This is a genomic window from Desulfonatronovibrio magnus (assembly GCF_000934755.1).
GTDB classification, from domain to species: domain Bacteria; phylum Desulfobacterota; class Desulfovibrionia; order Desulfovibrionales; family Desulfonatronovibrionaceae; genus Desulfonatronovibrio; species Desulfonatronovibrio magnus.
In genome coordinates, this window is sequence record NZ_KN882184.1 from 41,231 (window position 1) to 61,435 (window position 20,205).

14 protein-coding genes are annotated in these 20,205 nt (G+C 47.1%); 2 read left to right on the forward strand and 12 right to left on the reverse strand.

Annotated features, from left to right (window positions below; genetic code table 11):
• Positions 1-372: 372 nt before the first annotated feature.
• Positions 373-1,560 (reverse strand): ATP-binding protein, encoded by a 1,188-nt coding sequence (locus LZ23_RS20120; protein WP_045217127.1) that lies wholly within the window; start codon positions 1,558-1,560, stop codon positions 373-375.
• A 270-nt stretch (positions 1,561-1,830) separates the two neighbouring features.
• Positions 1,831-3,177, reverse strand: a complete 1,347-nt coding sequence (locus tag LZ23_RS20125; RefSeq protein ID WP_045217129.1) for an MFS transporter — start codon at positions 3,175-3,177, stop codon at positions 1,831-1,833.
• A gap of 1,208 nt (positions 3,178-4,385) precedes the next feature.
• Between LZ23_RS20125 and LZ23_RS20135 the strand changes: the two genes are divergently transcribed.
• Both LZ23_RS20135 and LZ23_RS20140 read left to right on the forward strand, forming a co-directional pair.
• Complete coding sequence (locus LZ23_RS20135) at positions 4,386-5,060, forward strand: BON domain-containing protein (RefSeq protein ID WP_045217132.1); 675 nt, start codon at positions 4,386-4,388, stop codon at positions 5,058-5,060.
• A gap of 334 nt (positions 5,061-5,394) precedes the next feature.
• Positions 5,395-6,135, forward strand: a complete 741-nt coding sequence (locus LZ23_RS20140; protein WP_052507556.1) for a BON domain-containing protein — start codon at positions 5,395-5,397, stop codon at positions 6,133-6,135.
• A gap of 269 nt (positions 6,136-6,404) precedes the next feature.
• On the opposite strand, the gene LZ23_RS20145 is transcribed toward LZ23_RS20140, so the two are convergent.
• The 10 genes from LZ23_RS20145 to LZ23_RS20190 all read right to left on the reverse strand — a co-directional run bounded on the left by LZ23_RS20145 (position 6,405) and on the right by LZ23_RS20190 (position 19,825).
• Positions 6,405-7,082, reverse strand: a complete 678-nt coding sequence (locus LZ23_RS20145) for a phosphoribosyltransferase (RefSeq protein ID WP_045217133.1) — start codon at positions 7,080-7,082, stop codon at positions 6,405-6,407.
• A gap of 24 nt (positions 7,083-7,106) precedes the next feature.
• Positions 7,107-7,862, reverse strand: a complete 756-nt coding sequence (locus LZ23_RS20150) for an SDR family NAD(P)-dependent oxidoreductase (RefSeq protein ID WP_045217135.1) — start codon at positions 7,860-7,862, stop codon at positions 7,107-7,109.
• A gap of 31 nt (positions 7,863-7,893) precedes the next feature.
• Positions 7,894-9,183 (reverse strand): ATP-grasp domain-containing protein, encoded by a 1,290-nt coding sequence (locus LZ23_RS20155; protein ID WP_045217137.1) that lies wholly within the window; start codon positions 9,181-9,183, stop codon positions 7,894-7,896.
• Between the two features lie 77 nt (positions 9,184-9,260).
• Positions 9,261-11,270: a CocE/NonD family hydrolase gene (locus LZ23_RS20160; RefSeq protein WP_045217138.1), complete on the reverse strand. Its 2,010-nt coding sequence runs from the start codon at positions 11,268-11,270 to the stop codon at positions 9,261-9,263.
• Between the two features lie 343 nt (positions 11,271-11,613).
• A complete protein-coding gene (locus tag LZ23_RS20165) occupies positions 11,614-12,357 on the reverse strand; it encodes a response regulator (RefSeq protein ID WP_084591160.1) in 744 nt (247 codons plus the stop codon).
• Positions 12,358-12,481: 124 nt separating this feature from the next.
• Entirely contained in the window at positions 12,482-13,435 is a 954-nt protein-coding gene (locus LZ23_RS20170; protein WP_045217140.1) for an L-lactate dehydrogenase, read from the reverse strand.
• 3 nt (positions 13,436-13,438) lie between these two features.
• Positions 13,439-16,180, reverse strand: coding sequence for a cation-translocating P-type ATPase (locus LZ23_RS20175; RefSeq protein ID WP_052507557.1), 2,742 nt, complete (start codon positions 16,178-16,180; stop codon positions 13,439-13,441).
• A 14-nt stretch (positions 16,181-16,194) separates the two neighbouring features.
• Entirely contained in the window at positions 16,195-18,588 is a 2,394-nt protein-coding gene (gene ppsA / locus LZ23_RS20180; protein ID WP_045217141.1) for a phosphoenolpyruvate synthase, read from the reverse strand.
• Positions 18,589-18,760: 172 nt separating this feature from the next.
• Positions 18,761-19,459 carry a 2,3-diphosphoglycerate-dependent phosphoglycerate mutase gene (gene gpmA / locus LZ23_RS20185; protein WP_045217165.1) on the reverse strand — a complete coding sequence of 233 codons (699 nt, stop codon included), beginning with the start codon at positions 19,457-19,459 and terminating at the stop codon, positions 18,761-18,763.
• A 21-nt stretch (positions 19,460-19,480) separates the two neighbouring features.
• On the reverse strand, positions 19,481-19,825 hold the full coding sequence (locus tag LZ23_RS20190) for a hypothetical protein (RefSeq protein ID WP_045217142.1): 345 nt from the start codon (positions 19,823-19,825) through the stop codon (positions 19,481-19,483).
• Positions 19,826-20,205 lie beyond the last annotated feature (380 nt).

Below are 20,205 nucleotides of genomic sequence, written 5' to 3' on the forward strand. Positions count from 1 at the left end.
AGCTCCAGCTGAGAATTTATGTCTGTTGAACCCGCTGCAATCCGTTTAAACGCTTCGGACAGGTCCGTATGATCAATCAGTTTCACTCGGGCCGCCAATGGTCATGGGAGCATTACGAGTTTTTTGAAAATGGATGGGGACAGTCCCGAAGCCAGGGACAGTCCCCCTCCGGACTGTAAGCCTCCGGGCAGGAAGCCGTGCCATGCCGTAGTTTATAGCTTTTCACACAAAAAGATAGCCTTAACACACCCTATTCATATTTTGTTTTCAAAAAACTCGTAATGCTCCCAATGGTCATTCATGGCAAAAATGAACTCACAAGTTTAATCAGTCGGCTGCTAAATCTATTCAGTCAAATGAAAACTTACGGGATTAAAAGATATCACCTTGATGCAGGGCGGTTATAAACTGCTCCACCGGCAAGACATGCAGACCGTCAAACCTGTAAACCCTCTGTCCTGTATATACGGCAATCATTTTTTCCACATCAATTTTATTCTGGCTCTTCAGAGAACGCATAGGAGCTTCCCATTCTCTGCGCCATGCATCAGAAAGCTTGACTTCCAGGGCCACAACCCGGCCAGGAGATCCTGACCTTTTTCTGGCGGTCTCCACAATAAAATCCACTTCAACTCCGGATGGTGTTCTGTAAAAATAAATGGGCCGGTGTTTTCGGCTCACCTGGTTAAAAACTCTGAGTTCATGAAAGATAATAGTTTCCAGAGCCGTGCCCTGCCAGGCTCTGTCTACAGGATCGCGCAACCACCCGGCTGCGGCTCTGGCAACACCTGGATCAAACCAGAAAAATTTCGGCCTGGCCGTTTCTCTGACTTTAAAGCCCGGGCGCCAGGCCTGGAGAAAATTTCCAAGCAATGTGTCCACAAGGATGGAAAAGTATCCATCAACCGTGCTTCTGGGTACCCCTGAGTCTCTGGCCAGCCCCTGAGTATTGATCATCTGGGCATTCATCTGACCGGCTATGCTCATAAAGCGCAAAAAAGGCGGTTCATGGCGAATCAGACCTTCAGCTCTTATTTCTTCCTGCAAGTAAGTATCAACATAGGCTGCAAGGATATCCGGGGCCAGTTGGGGATTGTTGAGAACCATGGGCAGCATTCCCCAGTTCAGAGCCATATTCAGGTTAAATCCGCTGCCAAGTTCGTGAGCTGAAAACCCTTCCATATTCAGAGTCAGTGCCCGTCCGGCCAGAAGGTTGGCTCCTCCTCTCTTCAGCTTGCGTGCTGACGATCCGCAAAGCGCGAATTTCAACCCCCTGGATTCCATAATCCTGTGAACTTCGTCCAGGAGTACAGGATTTTTTTGAATTTCATCCAGAACCACCCATTCATCGCTTTTCAGGTGGGCGATCATGGCTTCAAGACGATGCGGCTCCTTCATAAGTTCCAAGTGGAGAGATGAGTCCAGCAGATCAAGTCTCAATGAATTTCCAAGGACATCATTGAGCCATGTTGTTTTTCCAGTTCCTCGTGGACCAAAAAGAAAAAAAGAATAATCCGGGCACGTCAGGAGTCTTGGAATAATATGCTTGCTGTTTGCCATGCGTTTCTCCAGTGGTTTCGTAGAAATCCAATGCAAAATTACATCTTTTCCGTAAATTTGCAAGTTCCTGCTGTTTAGGTTCTATACAGCCGATACGGACTTGACGTGGAGCATTACGCGTTTCTGAAAGCTGCAAACATGAAATCGCATTGAGCGCGAAGCGTCCGGAAAAAAACTTTCCACTCCGCTCATAACTCGGTTTGTTATTTGATCTCCAGGCTGAGTCATTATGAATCATTTCCTCTTGATCAGCCTTTTATTATCGGGCTTTTATACGGACTTGCCAGGATCATTCACTTGCTGAATATCTGAAGCCTCAGGGACTTTCAGCAGCACGGCAAAACCAGCAGCAAAAAAAAAAAGCGCCACGCTCATCCCGGCCCGTTGACTATCCGCCAGGTAGGTGACAGCTCCTACAAACAGTGGGCAGAAAAACGCTACCTTGCCTGACAGAGCATATAAGCCGAACATCTGGTTTCGCAGAGCTTCAGGGGCCACCCGGCCCATGTAAGTGCGGCTGGCAGCCTGGACCGGTCCGACAAAGATCCCCAGCACCAGGGCAGAGACCCAGAACAGGATTACAGACTCAGTCAGAACAATCACAGAACCAGTGATGATTAATCCGGACAGGGATAAGAGAATAGTTTTTTTACTGCCGAACCAGTCATCAATCCAGGCAAAGCAAGCAGCCCCAAATCCCGCTGTTATGTTGACCACAATGCCGAAAACAAGAACTTCCCGCGGGCTCATACCGAATGTTCCGGCGGCATAAACCCCTCCGAAAATAAATACAGTTGCCAGACCATCAATATACAGGAGACGGGCGATGAGAAAGCGCACAATGTACGAGTATTCCCGAGCTTGTCTTATTGACTGTCCCAGTTGCCTTATTCCATCTCTGACCGCCCGGCCCACAGCTTTTCCCGTGCCCGGCTGATCAGGCGTAAACAGAAACATGGGAAGCGAAAACAAGGCGAACCAGGCCGCAGCCAGGAAAAAAGTAGCCCTTACAGGCTCGGCCGTCTGCTCATCGAGTCCAAACCACTGCTCCCCGTGGGTTATTACTGTCAACGCGGCCACCAGAGCCATAAGTCCACCCAGATAGCCCATGCTCCATCCCCACCCCGACCAGCGGCCCATCCTCTCGGAGTTCGCCAGTCTGGGCAGCATGGCATTGTAGAAAACTCCGGCGTATTCCATCCCTATTTCACCGATGGAAACAAGCAGCAAAGCGAGGATAACATACTCCACAGAAGGCTTTACCAGCCACAAAGATGCGGTTGCCAGGATACATACCAGGCTGAATCCGGCAATCCAGGGTTTGCGTCGTCCGGTCTGATCAACAATGGCGCCCAGCAGAGGCCCTCCGATACCCACCAGTATTCCGGTTATACCAAGGGTCGTCGCCCACAATGCAGCGCCAGTCACCTCATCGCCTGCAACCATCTGTGAAAAGTAGGTTGCGAATACAAAGGTGAGCACTATGGTTGCGTAAGAATTGCTGCCCCAGTCAAAGAACGCCCATGACCACATTCCAGGAGATGTTGATTCTCCTGCCCGGTGTAAACTTCCTTTTTCAATCGTTGAGCAATCGGTTCCCCGAACGGCCTGTTTCATGCAGTACCTGGTTTATCCTTATTCTCTGAAATTATTTCATCTTTTTTGGCAATGTTTTTTGATCTGCCTCAGTTAAACTCCCCAAAGGCTTGCCGGGTCAACCTTACTTTTCATTGGGAAATCCCGGTTTATCAGGGTAGGCCCCAGTTAAACCCTGCTCCGCAGAAACGCTTTCATCTTTCTTAAAGGGTCAGACAGGGTTAAGAGATGGATTAAGAAAAAAGTTTTTTTATACCCCCTCCCAGCGTAATGCCCTTCAGGCCTGCTCTTTTAGCAACTATACGGGACAGGCTTAGGTCAGGCTAAAAGGTCTTCAATCCTGTTAATCCTGTCTAAATTTCTTTTTTTTGACAGCATTTCACGAGTAAGTCACTGAAAGTCAGTTCCATGTTCTCAATTTCAAAATCCAGACTGGGTTAATAGGAATTTTCATTCTCATCTTACAGACAGGTAGTTGATATAAACATAAGGACCAAAATCATTCATCTGCAATAAGGGTTTTACAGTATTTTATATTCTCTTCATCCAGTTCAAATTAATATCACATCGACACTTTGTGTAAATTGCTGCTTCGGCCATCGGGGACAGGTATTCCAGCACATATTTTTCATTAAATTTTTTTTTATCAGCAGATAAAAATTAGTACTGGGAGAGCCTGTCTCCTTCCATCTCAAATTAAATGTCTCTTTAGTGTTAATCGTCATCAATAAATTCATACAGCCTTTCTGAAAGCTATTTACTGTTTCTCCCCTATTCACAGCAGCTTGATTCTGCATACCTTTTAAAAAGAGTCACATGAATGCTTGTTTTGGAAGAACTTTCAAGTCGAAGTGCTGGTGTCACTATATCACGTCAGTGGTAACAGTTTAGTTTACAGCAGTATGTGGTTAGTTCTGTCCTTAAATTCAATGAACTAAAATATTATCACCAGTGATGGCCTTAAGACGGTTATTGTATTAAGTGTAACTGAATATTCCAGAAATCAGATTTTATTAATAAGCATATAGATATTAGTTTCCTTGTAATAGTTTAGCTCCTTTCTAAGGAAAGCAAAGGACTGGCTCTCCCAGCCTTTGTATTTTGCTGATGTAAAACACAGACGTAATTTAGCAAGGACTTGAAGAGCCTGTACCCGTGCCACATGCAAAAAGCTAAACTGTTACGTTGTCTTATATTCATTTAACCATTTAACAGGAGGTTTTTTTACCATGGCCCTAATGGATGAAGAGATTAAAAACAGTATTGTCGATGCAATATATAGAGATCCTCGCATCAACGCATCAGATGTAAGTGTAGAAGTAGACAATGGTAAGGTCACCCTTTCAGGTCAAGTGCCTACATATTTTTCTTTTACAGCCACACACAGCAATGCTTTGCAGATACCAGGCGTAGTCAGTGTGGATAACAGGCTTATAGTCAGTTATCCTCCGGGAGTAACTATACCCGCTGCTTCTGAATTATTATCCTTTGTGGAAGACAAGCTTGACCGAAACCCTGATATTGACATTCAGGATAAAGAAATCAAGGTCACAGGAGGAAATGTTACCTTACGCGGAACCGTGGATGCTTACTGGAAAAAGGATTACGCGGAAACCCTGGTTGCATCTGAACCAGGAGTACTCACCATAACCAATAATCTGGCAATAGTCCCTGATAAGGACTATCTTGACCAGGATGTTGCCAATGGGGTGTCATTATCACTGGAATCCAATCCATTGGTATCATCTGAAGACATAGACGTTAGAGTTCAAAACGGAAAAGTCACCTTGACTGGAACGGTACCAAGCTGGCCTGTCTGGGAAGCTGCACACAATTCAGCTGTACTTACTCCCGGAGTAAGAGGAGTTGAAAACTTGATTGTTGTTTCCTGGCCTCAGTTGTAAAATAAAATTGCTCCGTAAGACCAGCACAATAACAATCTTAATTTATCATGCAAAAGTGGCTATGTAATAAAATGGTCCCTGGATCAGATGCGGGATGATTGTTAAAGTTGCTCGCATTCTTTACCGACATTCATGCAAAAAGCTATCCTTGATCAAGGCTGCATATGCTACTCGAAGATAAGAATGTCTCCGGCAATAACTAAACAAGTATCATCTCGGCATAAGTATTTTTGGCATAAAATGACTGCCGGATCCAGCGCTCCATAGCGAGACGATTTTTAAACATCTGCAAAATTATTTTTCAGGTGAAACATAAACTTTAAAGGAGTAAAATATGTTGCGTTTATTATCTTTTATGATTTGTTTCTCAATGCTGACTGCATTTTCATTTGCCTGGGCTGCAGTAATCCCTGACGAAGAAATCAAAAAAAATGTAATTGAAGAATTGTATGGAGACGACCGGGTGGATGCATCCGATATCCGGGTAGAGGTAAATTACGGTGAAGTAATTCTTTCCGGTGAAGTGCCGACTTATCTGTCTTTTACCAGTGCACACAGCAATGCCCTTCAAGTACAAGGAGTTACCATGGTGGATAACCGCCTTACAGTAACTTATCCAGCTGATGTACATACCCCCGCTGATAAAGCAATTGAAAACAGAATAGAGAACGTACTCGCCCTGAACCCTGATATTAATATTCAGGATATGGAAGTCCAGGTTAGAGGCGGGATTGTAGATTTGCGGGGAACTGTAGATGCTTTCTGGAAAAAAAATTATGCTCAAGAGCTGGTAGCTCCAGAACCAGGGGTGATCGCAATCAATAACCATCTGGCAATCGTTCCCACAAGAGATATTATAGACCAGGACATTGCCAAAGACATCGTAAGATCTCTTGAAGTCAGGGCTGCTGTATTAGCTGAAGACGTAACTGTAACAGTAGAAAACGGAGAGGTGGAACTAACAGGAACAGTTCCCAGCTGGATTGCCAAAGAATCGGCCTACCATGCTGCTGAATTCACCGCCGGTGTCATTGACGTGAAGAACTATCTAAACATAGCAAATATCGGCAGTTAGACAAATCTGGATTACCAGGCGAATCCTTACATGAAAAAGCCCTGATCAGTTAAATGATCAGGGCTTTTCTGTGTCATCCTGACACCTCATTGCCAGTAGAACAATGGTCAGATATTTAGAAAAATAATGTTATTATCGCCCTGCTGCTTTAAAAAGGGGCTGGGCTATAACCAGCCCATGGCAGTGACTATGCATAGAAGCATCAACAGCGTCCCAGCAAAAAAGCCGCAAAGCCGCAAGACTTGATGAAGTTTTGATTCATAACTTTTTCAGGCCTCCAGCATTTCTGTTACTTCCTGTTCATCCAGGTCATGCCAGTGGCTGTATGCTTCAGCTACAGCAAAGAACGGCGCTGTACGGATATTGATGCAGTATATTTTGTCCACCTCCGTGGATATACGGTCAACTGTTTTCAGCGGGGCAGTGGGAACAGCTACAGTTATCTGACTAACCCCAGCCTTTTTGACCATGTCAATCGCAGCCTGCATGGTGAGTCCGGAAGCCAGACCGTCATCAACCAAAATAACTATTTTATCTGCAACGACTGGAAAAGGACGATCATGACGAAAAAAAGCGTTTCTTTTTTTTAACTCCCCGGCGACCCTTTTTTTCTCTTCCTCAATCTGGGCTTCGCTTAAATGCAGTCCGGCAAGAAGACGATCATTTAAAAATGTGGTACCGTCCTGGGCCATGGCCCCGAACCCGGCTTCAGGATTGTCAGGTATCTTTAGTTTTCTGGCGATCACCAGATCAAACGGCAAATTCAAGCTCCTGCTGACCATCAATCCCACCGGGACCCCTCCAGAGGGAATGGCCAGAACCATTAGTCCGTTGGGTAAAGGGTATTCCGGCTGAAGCATCATGGCCAGCATTTTGCCTGCATCCGCGCGGTCCCTGAAAACGTGACGATCATCGCGAAAATTCTTCATTTCATGTATTTCTGCCATTATTACTCCCTGTTTTTCATATATTTATCCACCAAGGTCACGCACGTCCCAGACTTTGCCATGAAGTCTCTTCAGGTCCGCTGACATAAGATCCACCAGAGCGGATGCTGATTCTTCAGCAGAGATAAGCATTCCCTTTTCTTTCCACGACTTGAACACTTCTTGAACTTTTTCGGCCGCACCCCCGCTGGATTCCCTGGCCTGCTTTTGCATTCTGGTTTCTACAATTCCCGGCCTGTACACAAAGGTGATTATTTTACTGGCTTCAGCTGCGAGTTGACGGGCCAGATGCTCTTCAGCTGCTTTGGCAGCGCAATATGCGGCAATGCCGGGCTGGATTTTTTCCGCTGCCCCGGATCCAAAAAATACTGCAAGACCCTGTTCCTTTTTAAGAAATTTGGGAACGCACTGCTGAATCAAAAGAAATGCAGCATGCACGCTGGCTTGAAAAACAGTCAAAAAGTCATGTTCCTCTATTTCCCATATGTAAGGCCCTGGATTAAGCACTCCGGCAGCGTGAATAAAACCAGAAAAATTACCCATGGACTCGGCTTTTTCAGCCATAGCCTGGACTGTTCTGGTTTTGGAGGCATCTCCAACTGTGTACTCCACTGATATACCAAGTTCTAAACATTCATCCCGGGTTTCTATAAGCCGACCTTCACTGCGGGCGTTGATTACAAGATTAACCTTGTGCCCGGCAAGTTTAAGGGCCAGGGCTTTACCTATACCCATGGAAGCTCCTGTCAAAATCAGCGTTTTTCCTTCTAATTGGTGCATGTAATTTCTCCTGGTTAAAGTGCGATAATTTTTATTCCATCTTTTCTATTTTTAGAGGCAGCATTTCCAGAATAGAATGGTATTTTTCCAGCATGTCCCGCTCATCCCTTCCTCCAGCAAAAATGTTGGCCAATTCATAACTGTAGCTGTTCTGCACAGCTGCAAGCTCAGACAGCCTGTCGCCCTCTTTGAACAGAATTTTAATTTCAGTCTCAGGAAACTTGTCATGAACTGTTTTAATATCTTCCTGGCTGGGAACACTGGTCACAACTCCGTCTTCAAAGTGCCGGACCATAAAATGCGCGGCCACGTTATAAGAGCCTTTTTTCTCCATGATGGGAGGTTTGCGGCCCAGACACAGGTCCACCATGATGGAAAAATGGGAATGACCGTGTACCTTGGAAAAAATTTCGGTATGGGCCTGAGAAACCCTGGGGTTGATCTCCAGCAGATATATATGGTCAGCTGACTGATCATAGAAAAACTCAATATTAAACGGAGAATTGTCCAATCCTATGCCGGTTATGACTTTTCTGGCTATGTCCACCATCTTCTGCTGAATTTCCAGAGGCAGATTTGTTGGGTACTGGTACCTGCCGAATGACGTGCCGTCTTTCTCCCGGATGGAATCCACTATTCCATATGCCACAGCCTCGCCTTCAAAACAGTGACCTTCCAGAGTAACCTGAAATCCTCCCATGGGAGATTCAGCCAGGCACAGCTTTTTCAAGTCCGAAACCTCAGGCGGCAGATGAGCATACTTTTCAATAAAATACACAAAAGGTTCACAGATAAAGCCCACTCTTTCTCTGATTTCGGATATGGCTCTGCTGAAATCCTGCTCATTTTCTATTTTAAAACACATGAATGACTTAAAAGACTTGATGGGCTTAATCCAGTAAGGAAACTTGACTTCAATTTTTTCCAATAAATGGTCTTCACAGGGATCAAAGACCTGAAAATCAGTTATATGTTCAGGAACAATTCTTTTCTGTTCCAGCCTGCTCCAGTATTTGTGCTCGCACTTGAGTACGCTTTCCAGACTTGGACCGGGAAGATTAAACCGCTTTGCCAGCACCGGGACCAGATCAGTACCCGGAAAATCATAGTATGAAGCTACTCCGTCAATGGAGCCTTCAAAGGATTCCATCCTCTTTATGGCCTTGTTTATCAGCTCTTTCATGTTGAAACATTCCACATCCCTGATCTCTGAATAATCCAGTGCTGAATAAAAATCGCACTCCTCTGCTTCGGGCAGTGCTTCTAGAAACCTTTTATTAAAGTCATCAAGCCCCACAATGAATATATTCTTTTTTGACATGCAATAAACTCCTTTTGTAACACTGCAGCGACACTTTCAAAGGTCTAAACTATTACCTCCTTTTTTATGCCGGAGGGCTAAATCATGTCCCTGGGAATGGACTCATCCCAGCTTTTGCTGAAGATCCTTACCTCTCCATCATAGGCGTCAAGAGTTGCCAGAATTTTAAAATGTGAAGCCGTAGAGGTCATTATGGTTCTGGTTGTGGCGGACAGCTTTCGCTTATTCCTTTCAAAACTCCTTGTGGAGATAACCTCTCCACGGACTGAGTCATAGTTGTTTGAATAGTGAGAATAGATCTCCTGAACATCTCTTTGCATAGCTGTATCGTTATATTCAAGATATATTATGGGTTCATTGTTGATCACATTCACCTTGATCAGATTATTGTGCAGATTATGCAGCACAGTCCATTCCTTTCTCTTTTCCCTGAGTTCCCGTGTTTCAATTCCTTCAAGAGGTGGAGGACAGTCAAATGGAAGTATGTCATGTTCAGCCTGGCTTGAATCACGCACAGGCAGAATCAGCTTTGAATTTTCCGGATGTACGGTCAATCGCGCTGCTTCCGGGGATGGCCAGGCCAGAGGCCAGTAGGATGTTGAAACGGACAGTCTGATTCTATGCCCGGCCGGAAAGCTCTGAGCCAGATAGTTCATTGGTACTTTTACTATGTATTTCTTATCAGGCTCGAGTTCTTCGGGAAATTCATGGCTGTCTCTGTGCGTCAGATTAAGCAGGCCAAAGGTTACCCTGGTGCCTCTTCCATCTTCAGCTATATCGGAAAGCCTCACCGCCACCATGGCCTGGGGCTTGCTGGAAGAAACTTCCAGTACAACTTCCGGCTTGCCCAGCACGTCTGTACGTCTTTCAAGAGGAGTTGTCTCAAAAGTCAATGCGCCTCCATCTTCCTGACGCTGATCCCAGGGAAGATCCATGGAATGATTGTAGGAACACCATTTTCCTCCAAAAAGCCCCACGCTCAGAGGGCTCTGGATTTTCATGGGTTTTTTTGCTGCTTCATCTACTTTGGTTTCCCTGTGCAGACCATATAAATCAAAATTATATTCTACATGTTCAATCCTGGGCGACGGCCAGGTATCTTCCTGTATCCAGCGGCCAGGACTTTCTCGCAAAAGAGGAGACACTGAATCCTGCATCCAGGCCTGCAAGCGCGGTTCATCCATAATTCCGGTTTCCTTGCCTTTGAGCCATTTATCCCACCATCTGAGACATTCCCCCAGAAAGTCCATACCATGTCCCAGTTCTCCCATGTGCGGATACTTATGCTCCCATGGGCCCACAAGACCTTTGACCGGTGACTCAAGGTTGTAGAGCAGCTTGAAAATGGTATTGGAGTATCCGTCAGCCCAGCCTCCCACGGCGTATACAGGTATCTGAACGGCGCTGTAGTCTTCACAGACAGAAGCGTGTTTCCAGTAATGATTCCGTCTCTGGTGCTTGAGCCATTTTTTGATCCACAATCCGCTGCCTTCAAGTCTGTCCAGCCACATATCCTTCCATTTGTCTTTTACAACATCGGGATCAGGAGGAGAGGAGTTATAGGAAAACATGGTTGAGGCCCAGGAAAGCTTGTCTGTAAGCAGACATCCACCCATATAGTGGACATCATCGGCAAATCTGTCATCTGAAGAGCACACCGTGATAATGGCTTTAAGTTCCGGAGGCTGCAGAGCGGCTATCTGCAAGGCATTGAATCCCCCCCATGAGATGCCCATCATTCCCACCTTACCATTAGACCATTTCTGGGCCGCAATCCATCTCAGTATCTCCAGCCCGTCGTCCAACTCATCCTGTAGGTATTCATCTCTTAGAATTCCTTCAGAATCTCCGCTTCCGCGCAGGTCAGCCCGGATACACGCATAACCGTTTCGGGCGAAAAAGCCGTGTATCTGAGAGTCTCGCTGGGCTGTGGAATCACTTTTTCTATAGGGAATATACTCCAGAATTGCAGGCACCGGCTTGTGGCCGGCAGATTCAGGCAGCCAGATCCTGGCAGCCAGTTTGCAGCCGTCTCGCATGGTTATCCATTGGTTCTCAATTACCTGAACATGTTCCGTCTTTTGCATTAATCTCTCCTGATCTTTTTTAAAGCAACTAAAGTCCGTCACCAGGTTTCTTTATCTGTATCTGTTCACCACATTTCTCTACTTCCAGATAAAGCCTGCATCCTGATTTGTTTTCGCCATTGCTGCTTGTTTGACCAGCTTTGAGCCCGTTAGTCAAAATCATGGACAGGGACAGGCCTCTGGGCTGCTTGAATAAACAAATGGTTTTGACTTACGGGCTCGTGCTGGGAGTTTGCAGCAACAGAAAACAAATCAGGATGCAGGCTGTACTCCCAGCATGGTGAATAGTTACCTTTATCTTTACAATTAACTTTTAACTCCCGGATAATATACATATATCGGCTTAATTGGATGATATCAGTCTGTTCATGTATGCCGATTCCTCTTTGCTGTCCGGGACTGCGACTCCGGGTATGAGATATGGATTGCCTGCCCCGTTCACCAGGCCGTGTTCCATGGCAAAGGTGGTCAATGCCGCCACATTGCGAAGTCCCAGTTTGTTCATGATGTTGGACCGATGCTTTTCCACGGTCTTGGCGCTGATATAAAGCATCTCCCCGATTTCTCTATTTTTGTAGCCTTCTGCAAGAAGCTTGAGCACTTCACGTTCTCGCTGGGTAATTATCTCCCAGTCAGCATCTTCCTTGTTTTTTTTTCGTCCTTCCAGGTATCCTTCCACCACCTCTTCGGCAATGTCGGTACAAACAAACTTCTGGCCTGCCACAATACTGCTCACGGCCATCATCATCTCATCCCTGCTGGTGTCTTTTATGCAATAACCGTTTGCCCCGGATTCAAAGGCATCCACAACGTGCTGATCAGACTTGTAGTCTGTAAGCACCATCACCTTCATATCCGGATATTCATTTTTCACCGAATTAAGCACGCTCACTCCACTGAGCCTGGGCAGAAAAAGATCCAGCAGCAGAAGGTCCGGTTCATGTTTTTTAATAGCTTCAACCGCTTCAATGCCGTCAAAAACTTCATCCACAACCTCAAGGTTATTTTCCTCCTCAAGCAAGGACCTTAAAAACTCTCTAAACATTTGAGGTCCTACCACAATCAGGACTTTTTTCTTTGATATCATAACCACCTCCGTCTGCTTTGATTTATTATTGAAATACAGCAACACAGCCTGAACCAGGGACACAGAATACTCAGCAGGCAAGCTGTTTCCTGCCGGATAACCTTATTTTTGGGTGACAACATTATCAGTATCCCACAGAATCAAGGCCTTCTCTGAGAACTTTAGCTGAATCCTGCAAAGCCCTTTCTTCATCCTCTGCCAGGGGATTTGAAAACACATAGCTGACTCCCTTGGATCCCAGAACGCAGGGCAGGGACAGGCAGACATCTTCAATGCCGTACTCCCCTTTCATCAAGGTGCCCACTGTAAGCACGCTCTGCTGGTTCATGAATACAGCTTCAGTAATGCGGTTCATGGCCAGGGCTATGGCATAATACGTGGCACCCTTTTTTTCGATGATATGATAAGCTGCATTGCGCACGTCTTCCTCGATCTCGGGCATTTTGGAATGAATGGATCTTGAACAGGCCTGGCACCAGTCCATAAGGGAAATGCCTGCAATATTGACCCGACTCCAGACCAGGACCTCGCTGTCGCCGTGCTCGCCTATCACATAGCCGTGAACATTACGTGAATCTATGTTGTAAAATTCGGAAAGCAGGTACCTGAAGCGCATGGTGTCAAGCACAGTGCCTGAACTTATCACCCGCTCCGGCGGCAAACCCGAAACCTTGAGAGCCACATAGGTAAGAATGTCCACTGGATTGCTGACCATAACCAGGATTGGGTCAGGATTGTGCTCCATAATCCTGGGCACAACATCTTCAACAATTTTGACATTACGCCTGGCCAGGTCCATTCTGGTCTCACCTTCTTTCTGATTGGCTCCGGCAGCAATGACCACCATCTGGGCGTCTTTGCACAGTTCATATCCGCCTGAGCGTATATCAACCGGCTTTGTAAACGGCAGTCCATGACTCAGGTCCATTGCCTCGCCTTCAGCCTTTTCAGGTGTGCGGTTAATGAGGCTGATCTCTCTTACAAGTCCTTTGATGGTCATGGCGTAGGCATACGACATGCCCACAAGGCCGGTGCCCACTATGGCCACCTTGCTGTGTCGTTTTGTTTTGTCATGCATAATTTACTCCTTATTGTCAGTGGTGTGCTGTTTATTGCTTCTTTTTTCTGCGGCTTTTTTTCTACTCCAGCGGATGAACATCTTGTCTATCTCGGAGACCACAATAATTGTGGCACTTACCGCAACAATTACCGCCCATATTTCAAGGGATAAAGGTTCGGTGCTGAAAACCGCCTGCAGCCAGGACACATGAAGAATTCCCAGATGTGCCAGCAGAGCCAGCCCCACGCTGCCCAGCAAATACGGATTGCCCAGGGGATTCATCTGAAAAAGCGACCTGTGCATGGAACGGCAGTTAAAGACATGGAAAAACTGGAACATAACCATCTGGGTCATGGCAACGCTTCGAGACATTTCCAGAGAAACATCCTGCTGCACAACCCACCAGAACACAGCCAGTGTTCCAATGGCCATGTAGATGCCGAAACCGATCATACGCATAAGCACAGGCTTATTGATTACACCCTCTTTTGGAGAACGGGGCGGCTCCCGAAGCAGACCGGGCTCACCTGGTTCAAATGCCAGGGATACGTCCTGCAGCCCCTTGGTCACAAGATTGATCCACAATACCTGGGCTGCCACATAAGGCAGATGCCATGGGCCGAAAAGAGCGGAGAGTATGGTGATTACAAGCCCCACACCAGTTGAAAGCAGAAAGTAGGTGACCTTTCTTATGTTTGCGAAAACAACCCGGCCTTCGCGCACGGCATTGGTTATGCTGGAAAAATTATCATCCGCCAGCACCATGTCCGAAGCCTCGCGGGCAACATCAGTTCCAGCCTTGCCCATGGCCACTCCCAGATGAGCTGCCTGAAGTGCAGGCGCGTCATTGACTCCGTCTCCTGTGACCGCCACTATATGACCATGCCCCTTGAGGGTTTCCACAAGCTTTAGTTTGTGCTCCGGTGAAACGCGTGCGTAGATATTGACTTCTTTTACAAGGTCATCAATATCATCATCAGACATGTCTTCGAGATTGCGGCCCTCTTCAGCACGACCGTCCTCGTCATCAAGGCCAAGCTGATGCCCGATGGCCCTGGCGGTTCTCGCGTGATCGCCTGTAAGCATAAGTACCCGGATGCCGGATTCATGGGCAGCTTTGACCGCATCCACAGCCTCTGGACGGACCGGATCTTCCAGACCCTGAAATCCGGCAAAAATAAGCCCATCTCCCGGATCATTGCCGTCAAAATTCTTCTGGTCCGTGGAGCCCAGAGCCAGACCAATAACCCTGTAGCCTTCATCAGCCAGCTCTTTAGCCGTTTCCCTGGCCTTATCCTTATCCAGATCTTCCTCCCCCCCGTCTGAGGTCAACTGTCTGCTGCACCGCTCCAGCACAGCTTCAGGTGCCCCTTTAAGGAAAACCCCAGTACCGTCCGGGGTTTCATTGAGAGTAGCCATAAACTTCTGTTCAGATTCAAAAGGAATAATATCCAGCTGGGAATACTCATTCCTGGTCTCTTTCAGGTCATATCCACCCTTTAAGGCACTGGCCAGAAGAGCCATTTCTGTTGGATCGCCACCTCCGCCTTCCTCCTTGTCCGGCAGACTGTCGGTTTCTGAGGCCAGAAGCCCGGCCAGCAGAATCTTTTTGACTGCCTCATCACCTTCTTCTTTATCTTCCTGGTCTGACTTTATTTCTCCGTCCGCGTTATATCCTGTTCCGGTTACCTGGTAACGGTTGCCCCCGGTCCAGATTGCCTTGACGGTCATCTGGTTTGCTGTGAGGGTCCCTGTTTTGTCAGAGCCGATCACAGTGGTTGAACCCAGGGTTTCCACAGCGGGCAGCTGCCGGATTATGGCGTTTCTTTTCGCCATGCGCTGGACGCCCACAGCCAGGGTCACAGTGAGTACTATGGGCAGGGCCTCTGGAACCGTACCCACAGCCAGGGCTACCGCGGTTCGAATAATCTCCCGCGGTTCCCAGCCCATGAGCAGACCCATGCCAATAACCACAAGGGATAATACAAACACGGCCACGCCAATGGCTTTACCCAGCCAGGCCATCTTTTCCTGGATGGGTGTTTCCACATCCCCCATTTCCTTTGTCTTCTCAGCAATGCGGCCCAGTTCGCTTACTTCTCCGGTGCGCACCGCAATACCCTTGCCCCGGCCTGAGGTGATATGGGTTCCGGCAAAAACCATGCTGTACTGATCTCCGGGAACGGCCTTATCATCATCCACAGCTTCGGTCTGCTTTCTTACAGGCTCAGATTCTCCGGTCAGAGCGGATTCATCAGCTGCCAGATCTCTGGCTTCCAGCAGGCGGCAATCAGCCGGAACACTTCCCCCTGAGGCCATGACAACAATATCGCCGGGTACAACATCCTCACTGTTGATCTCCTCCTTTTGTCCGTCCCGAATGACTTTGGCCTTGGGAGCACTCATCTCGGCAAGAGATTGAATGGCCTTGCGGGCACGGGTTTCCTGAATAAAGCCGATGGCGCCGTTAAGTATGACCACTGCCATGATGACAGAGGCATCGATGATTTCCTGTATGAATAGAGATACAACAGCAGCTATGAGCAGAATATAGATGAGGGGATCTGTAAACTGGTGCAGCAGGATGACGTACCAGGATTTTTTTTCCCCTGTGCGAATTTTGTTGGGACCGTATTTATCCCTGCGTTTTTTAGACTCATCTCCGGACAGACCTTGCTGTTTATCGGTCTCAAATTCAGACAACAAGTCGCTGCTGTCCTTAGTATGCCATGCTGTTTCCTGTAGTTCCTGTTTATTTTTCATCTTTAACTCTCAAGTTATTCACTTCTCTCCAGCTCGGCCACCCGCTCAATAACCCTGATCACGCTGTCCGGCTGGAGAGAAATGGAATCAATTCCCTCTTCAACCAGAAAGGCGGCAAATTCACTGTCATTACTGGGGGCTTCGCCGCAGATGCCCACTTTGCTCCCATGCTTGTGTGCGGTTTCAATGAGCATGCTGATCATACGTTTGACGGATTCTTCGCTTTCATCAAAGAGGTGAGCCAGTTTTTCTGAATCGCGGCTGATGCCCAGAACCAGCTGGGTAAGATCATTGGAGCCGATGGAAAACCCGTCAAATCGACTGGCAAAGGCTTCCGCCTCAATGACATTACTGGGGATCTCCGCCATGACATAAACCTCAAGATTCTTTTTCCCGCGCAGCAGTCCGTTTTCAGCAAGAACTTCAAGGACCCTGTCAGCTTCCGCAGGTGTCCGGCAGAAAGGAATCATGATCACCACATTGGCAAAGCCCATCTTCTCGCGGACCCTGCGTATAGCCCGGCATTCCAGGGCGAATCCATCCCTGTACTCGTCACTGTAATAGCGGGACGCACCGCGCCAGCCCAGCATGGGGTTTTCTTCATCAGGCTCAAACTGCCTGCCGCCGATGAGATCAGCATATTCATTGGTCTTGAAATCACTCATGCGCACGATTACCGGATGAGGATGTCTGGAAGCAGCTATTACACCAATACCCCGGGACAGAAGCTCCACAAAATATTCTTCCTTGTCTTCATAACCACGGGTCAGCTCCGTTATCCTGGACCTGGCTTTTTTGTCTTTCACCTTATCAAATCTGGTCAGGGCCAGAGGATGAATCTTGATTACATTGTTGATGAGATATTCCATCCTGGCCAGACCAACACCCCTGCAGGGCAGCTTCCACCAGCGCATGGCAGCTTCAGGGGCGCCTATGTTGAGCATGATATCGGTCTTTGTGTCCGGAACCTTTTCAAGATCCAGGTCCTGTTCCTCAAACTCAAGGTACCCCTGATATACGTAGCCTTTGTCCCCTTCAGCACAGGAAACTGTAATTTTTTGATCATTTTTCAAGGTTGTGGTGGCATCCGCTGCTCCGACAATGGCCGGGATGCCCATTTCCCTGCTGACTATGGCCGCGTGAGAGGTACGCCCCCCAAGCTCAGTAACAATGGCCGAAGCCTTTTTCATGATGGGCACCCAGTCCGGATCTGTCATGGTGGTTACAAGTACGGAACCGTCCTTGAACTTGCCTATCTGATCCGCGCTTTTAATCACCGCGGCATTACCCGTGGCAATGCTCTGCCCGATGCTCAGGCCGGTCAAGAGACGCTTTCCCTCTTCCATGAGCCTGTAAGTCTTAAGGGTAGCTGCAGCTTTCTGGGAGTGCACAGTTTCAGGCCGGGCCTGGACAATATAAATGTGGTCATGTTCACCTTCCCTGGCCCATTCAATGTCCATGGGCTTCTCGTAATGCTTTTCAATTGCAGCGCCCCAGCGGGCAAGCTGTACAATTTCATCATCTGTCAGGACAAAAGAATCACGCTCTTTTTGCGTGGTTTTAATATTTCTGGTGGGGGTTTTGCCCGCGTCCGCGTAAACCATCTTTTTTTCCTTGGACCCGTGCGTCTTCTCAATAATGGGATCAATTTCCTCTTTACCAAGAAATGGTTTGAAAACTGTATACTGGTCGGGATTGACCGTACCCTGAACAACGTTTTCACCAAGCCCCCACGCAGCATTGATGAGCACTACATCAGGAAACCCTGAATCAGTATCCAGAGTGAACAATACTCCGGAACCAGCTAGATCTGACCGGACCATCTTCTGTATACCTACAGACAAAGCAACATCCATGTGCTTGAAGTTATTTTCTTCACGGTAGGCTATGGCCCGGTCAGTAAACAGGGAGGCAAAACATTTTTTACACACCTCCATTAGAGAGTCCTCACCGGTAATGTTTAGAAAAGACTCCTGCTGGCCGGCAAAGCTGGCTTCAGGCATGTCCTCTGCTGTAGCGCTGGAACGGACCGCTACATCCGCTGCGTCAGTACTGTACCTTTTGCTTAGTTCCGAGTAAGCTTCCCTTACGGCCCTGGAAACATCTTCCGGCATATCACCTTCATTAAAGAGCTTGCGAATGGCTTTGCCTGTCTGTTTCAGGGACTTCCTGTCTTTCTGGTAGTCATCAAGCAAACTGGTGAGTTTTTCCTTCATCCTGTTTTCATCAATAAATTTCCAATATGCCTGTGTTGTTGTGGCAAACCCGTCTGGAACTGAAATATCCTGCTCTTTCAAAGCACTGATCATTTCTCCGAGAGAGGCGTTCTTGCCTCCAACTCTGGAAAGATCATCAGAACCAATATCTTCAAACCACAACACAAATTCTTCCTGTTTACTGCTGTTCATTGTATTTCCACCTCCTGTGATGAATTTCCTATATTTAATCCATTTTTTATTAAATAAGGCTTATATATCTGATGCCATGTAACAATAATTGACTGGATTTGACTGCTGACTGATCCTTTCCTTCCAGCTGCTCTGGATAGGCCTCAACAGCCTCTGTCATCCACGCCACAAATCAAGAATCACCCAAATAGCAATGCTTAACAGGTCGCAAATCTTCATCCAGTTCATATGCCAGTGGTATTCCTGTAGGAATATTCAGCGAGACAATGTCATCATGCGATACATTGTTTAGATATTTAACAAGTGCACGCAGACTATTGCCGTGAGCTGTCACTATACATTTTTTCCCTGCTTTGAGATCAGGAGCAATTGATCCGTGCCAATAGGGCAAGAAGCGCTCGACCGTATCTTTCAAAGACTCAGTCAAGGGTAGCTCGCTATTTTTCACTTCCCGGTAACGCGGATCATAACCTGGATACCTTTTGTCAGTCTTATTCAAAGCCGGCGGCCGGATATCATAGCTTCTGCGCCAGAGGAAAACCTGTTCTTCTCCGAAATTTTTTGCAGTCTCCTCCTTATACATACCTTGTAATGCCCCGTAATGTCTCTCATTTAGACGCCATGAACGTTCAACTGGAATCCACATCTGGTCTATTTCATCCAGAACAATCCAAAGAGTACGCACAGCGCGTTTGAGGACGGAAGTGTAAGCAATATCAAAAGAATAACCTTTGAATTTAAGAATCTTACCTGCTTCCTGAGCTTCAGCAATGCCTTGTTCTGAAAGATCGACATCCGTCCATCCGGAAAATCGGTTTTCTCTGTTCCATAAACTCTCACCATGTCGCAACAGTATTAATTTTTCTTCCATAACAGCAGGCTCCAACATGGATTACTCATCTTCTAAGCGGCGCGGAAACTGGTTTAATACAGTATTTTCCCCAATTTCTTTTTCAAAGATTGACTGGGCGTTATCGTATTTTTTCAGCAAAGCTTCCCACATCAGATCAGCCTGAGTTTCTAATTCTTCCAGGGATGATTTGACTGTTTCCAATTCTGCAATTTTGTCCTTGAGTTCCTGATGCTTGATAACCAGGCTTTCCATTAACTGCTTATATTCAATCTCATTACCGGAATTTGCTTGAATGGCCTTTCCAGCCAGCCTGCTGACTTCAGCATGCCTGTGCTCAATCCTGTCTTTAATTCTTTTTATGTCTTCTTTCCTGGTTTCAAACATGATCAAATCCCTCCTAACTCACTATGATCTGCATTAATAACTCACAAAATCCAGCCCTTCTCTTAGAACACGGGCAAAGACAGACATCTTCTTTTAGTAGCTTACTCATTCGTTGCTGCAACAAAAAGCAAGAAACTTCAGGCAAAAGCTGAGACAGTCGCTGGGCATTGGGACTGTCCGACCTTTAGAAGCTCCTCACCCGGGCGGCCCGGGACCGAACCTGCGAGTAACTTACACCACTCGTTCCCAGGCTCCAGCCTGGGAACAAGGAATGCCTATCTTCAACCTTCAACCTTCAGCCTTCAGCCTTAAGCCTTCAACCTTTAGCCTTCAACCTTCAGCCTTCAGCCTTCAACCTTCAACCTTCAACCTTCAGCCTT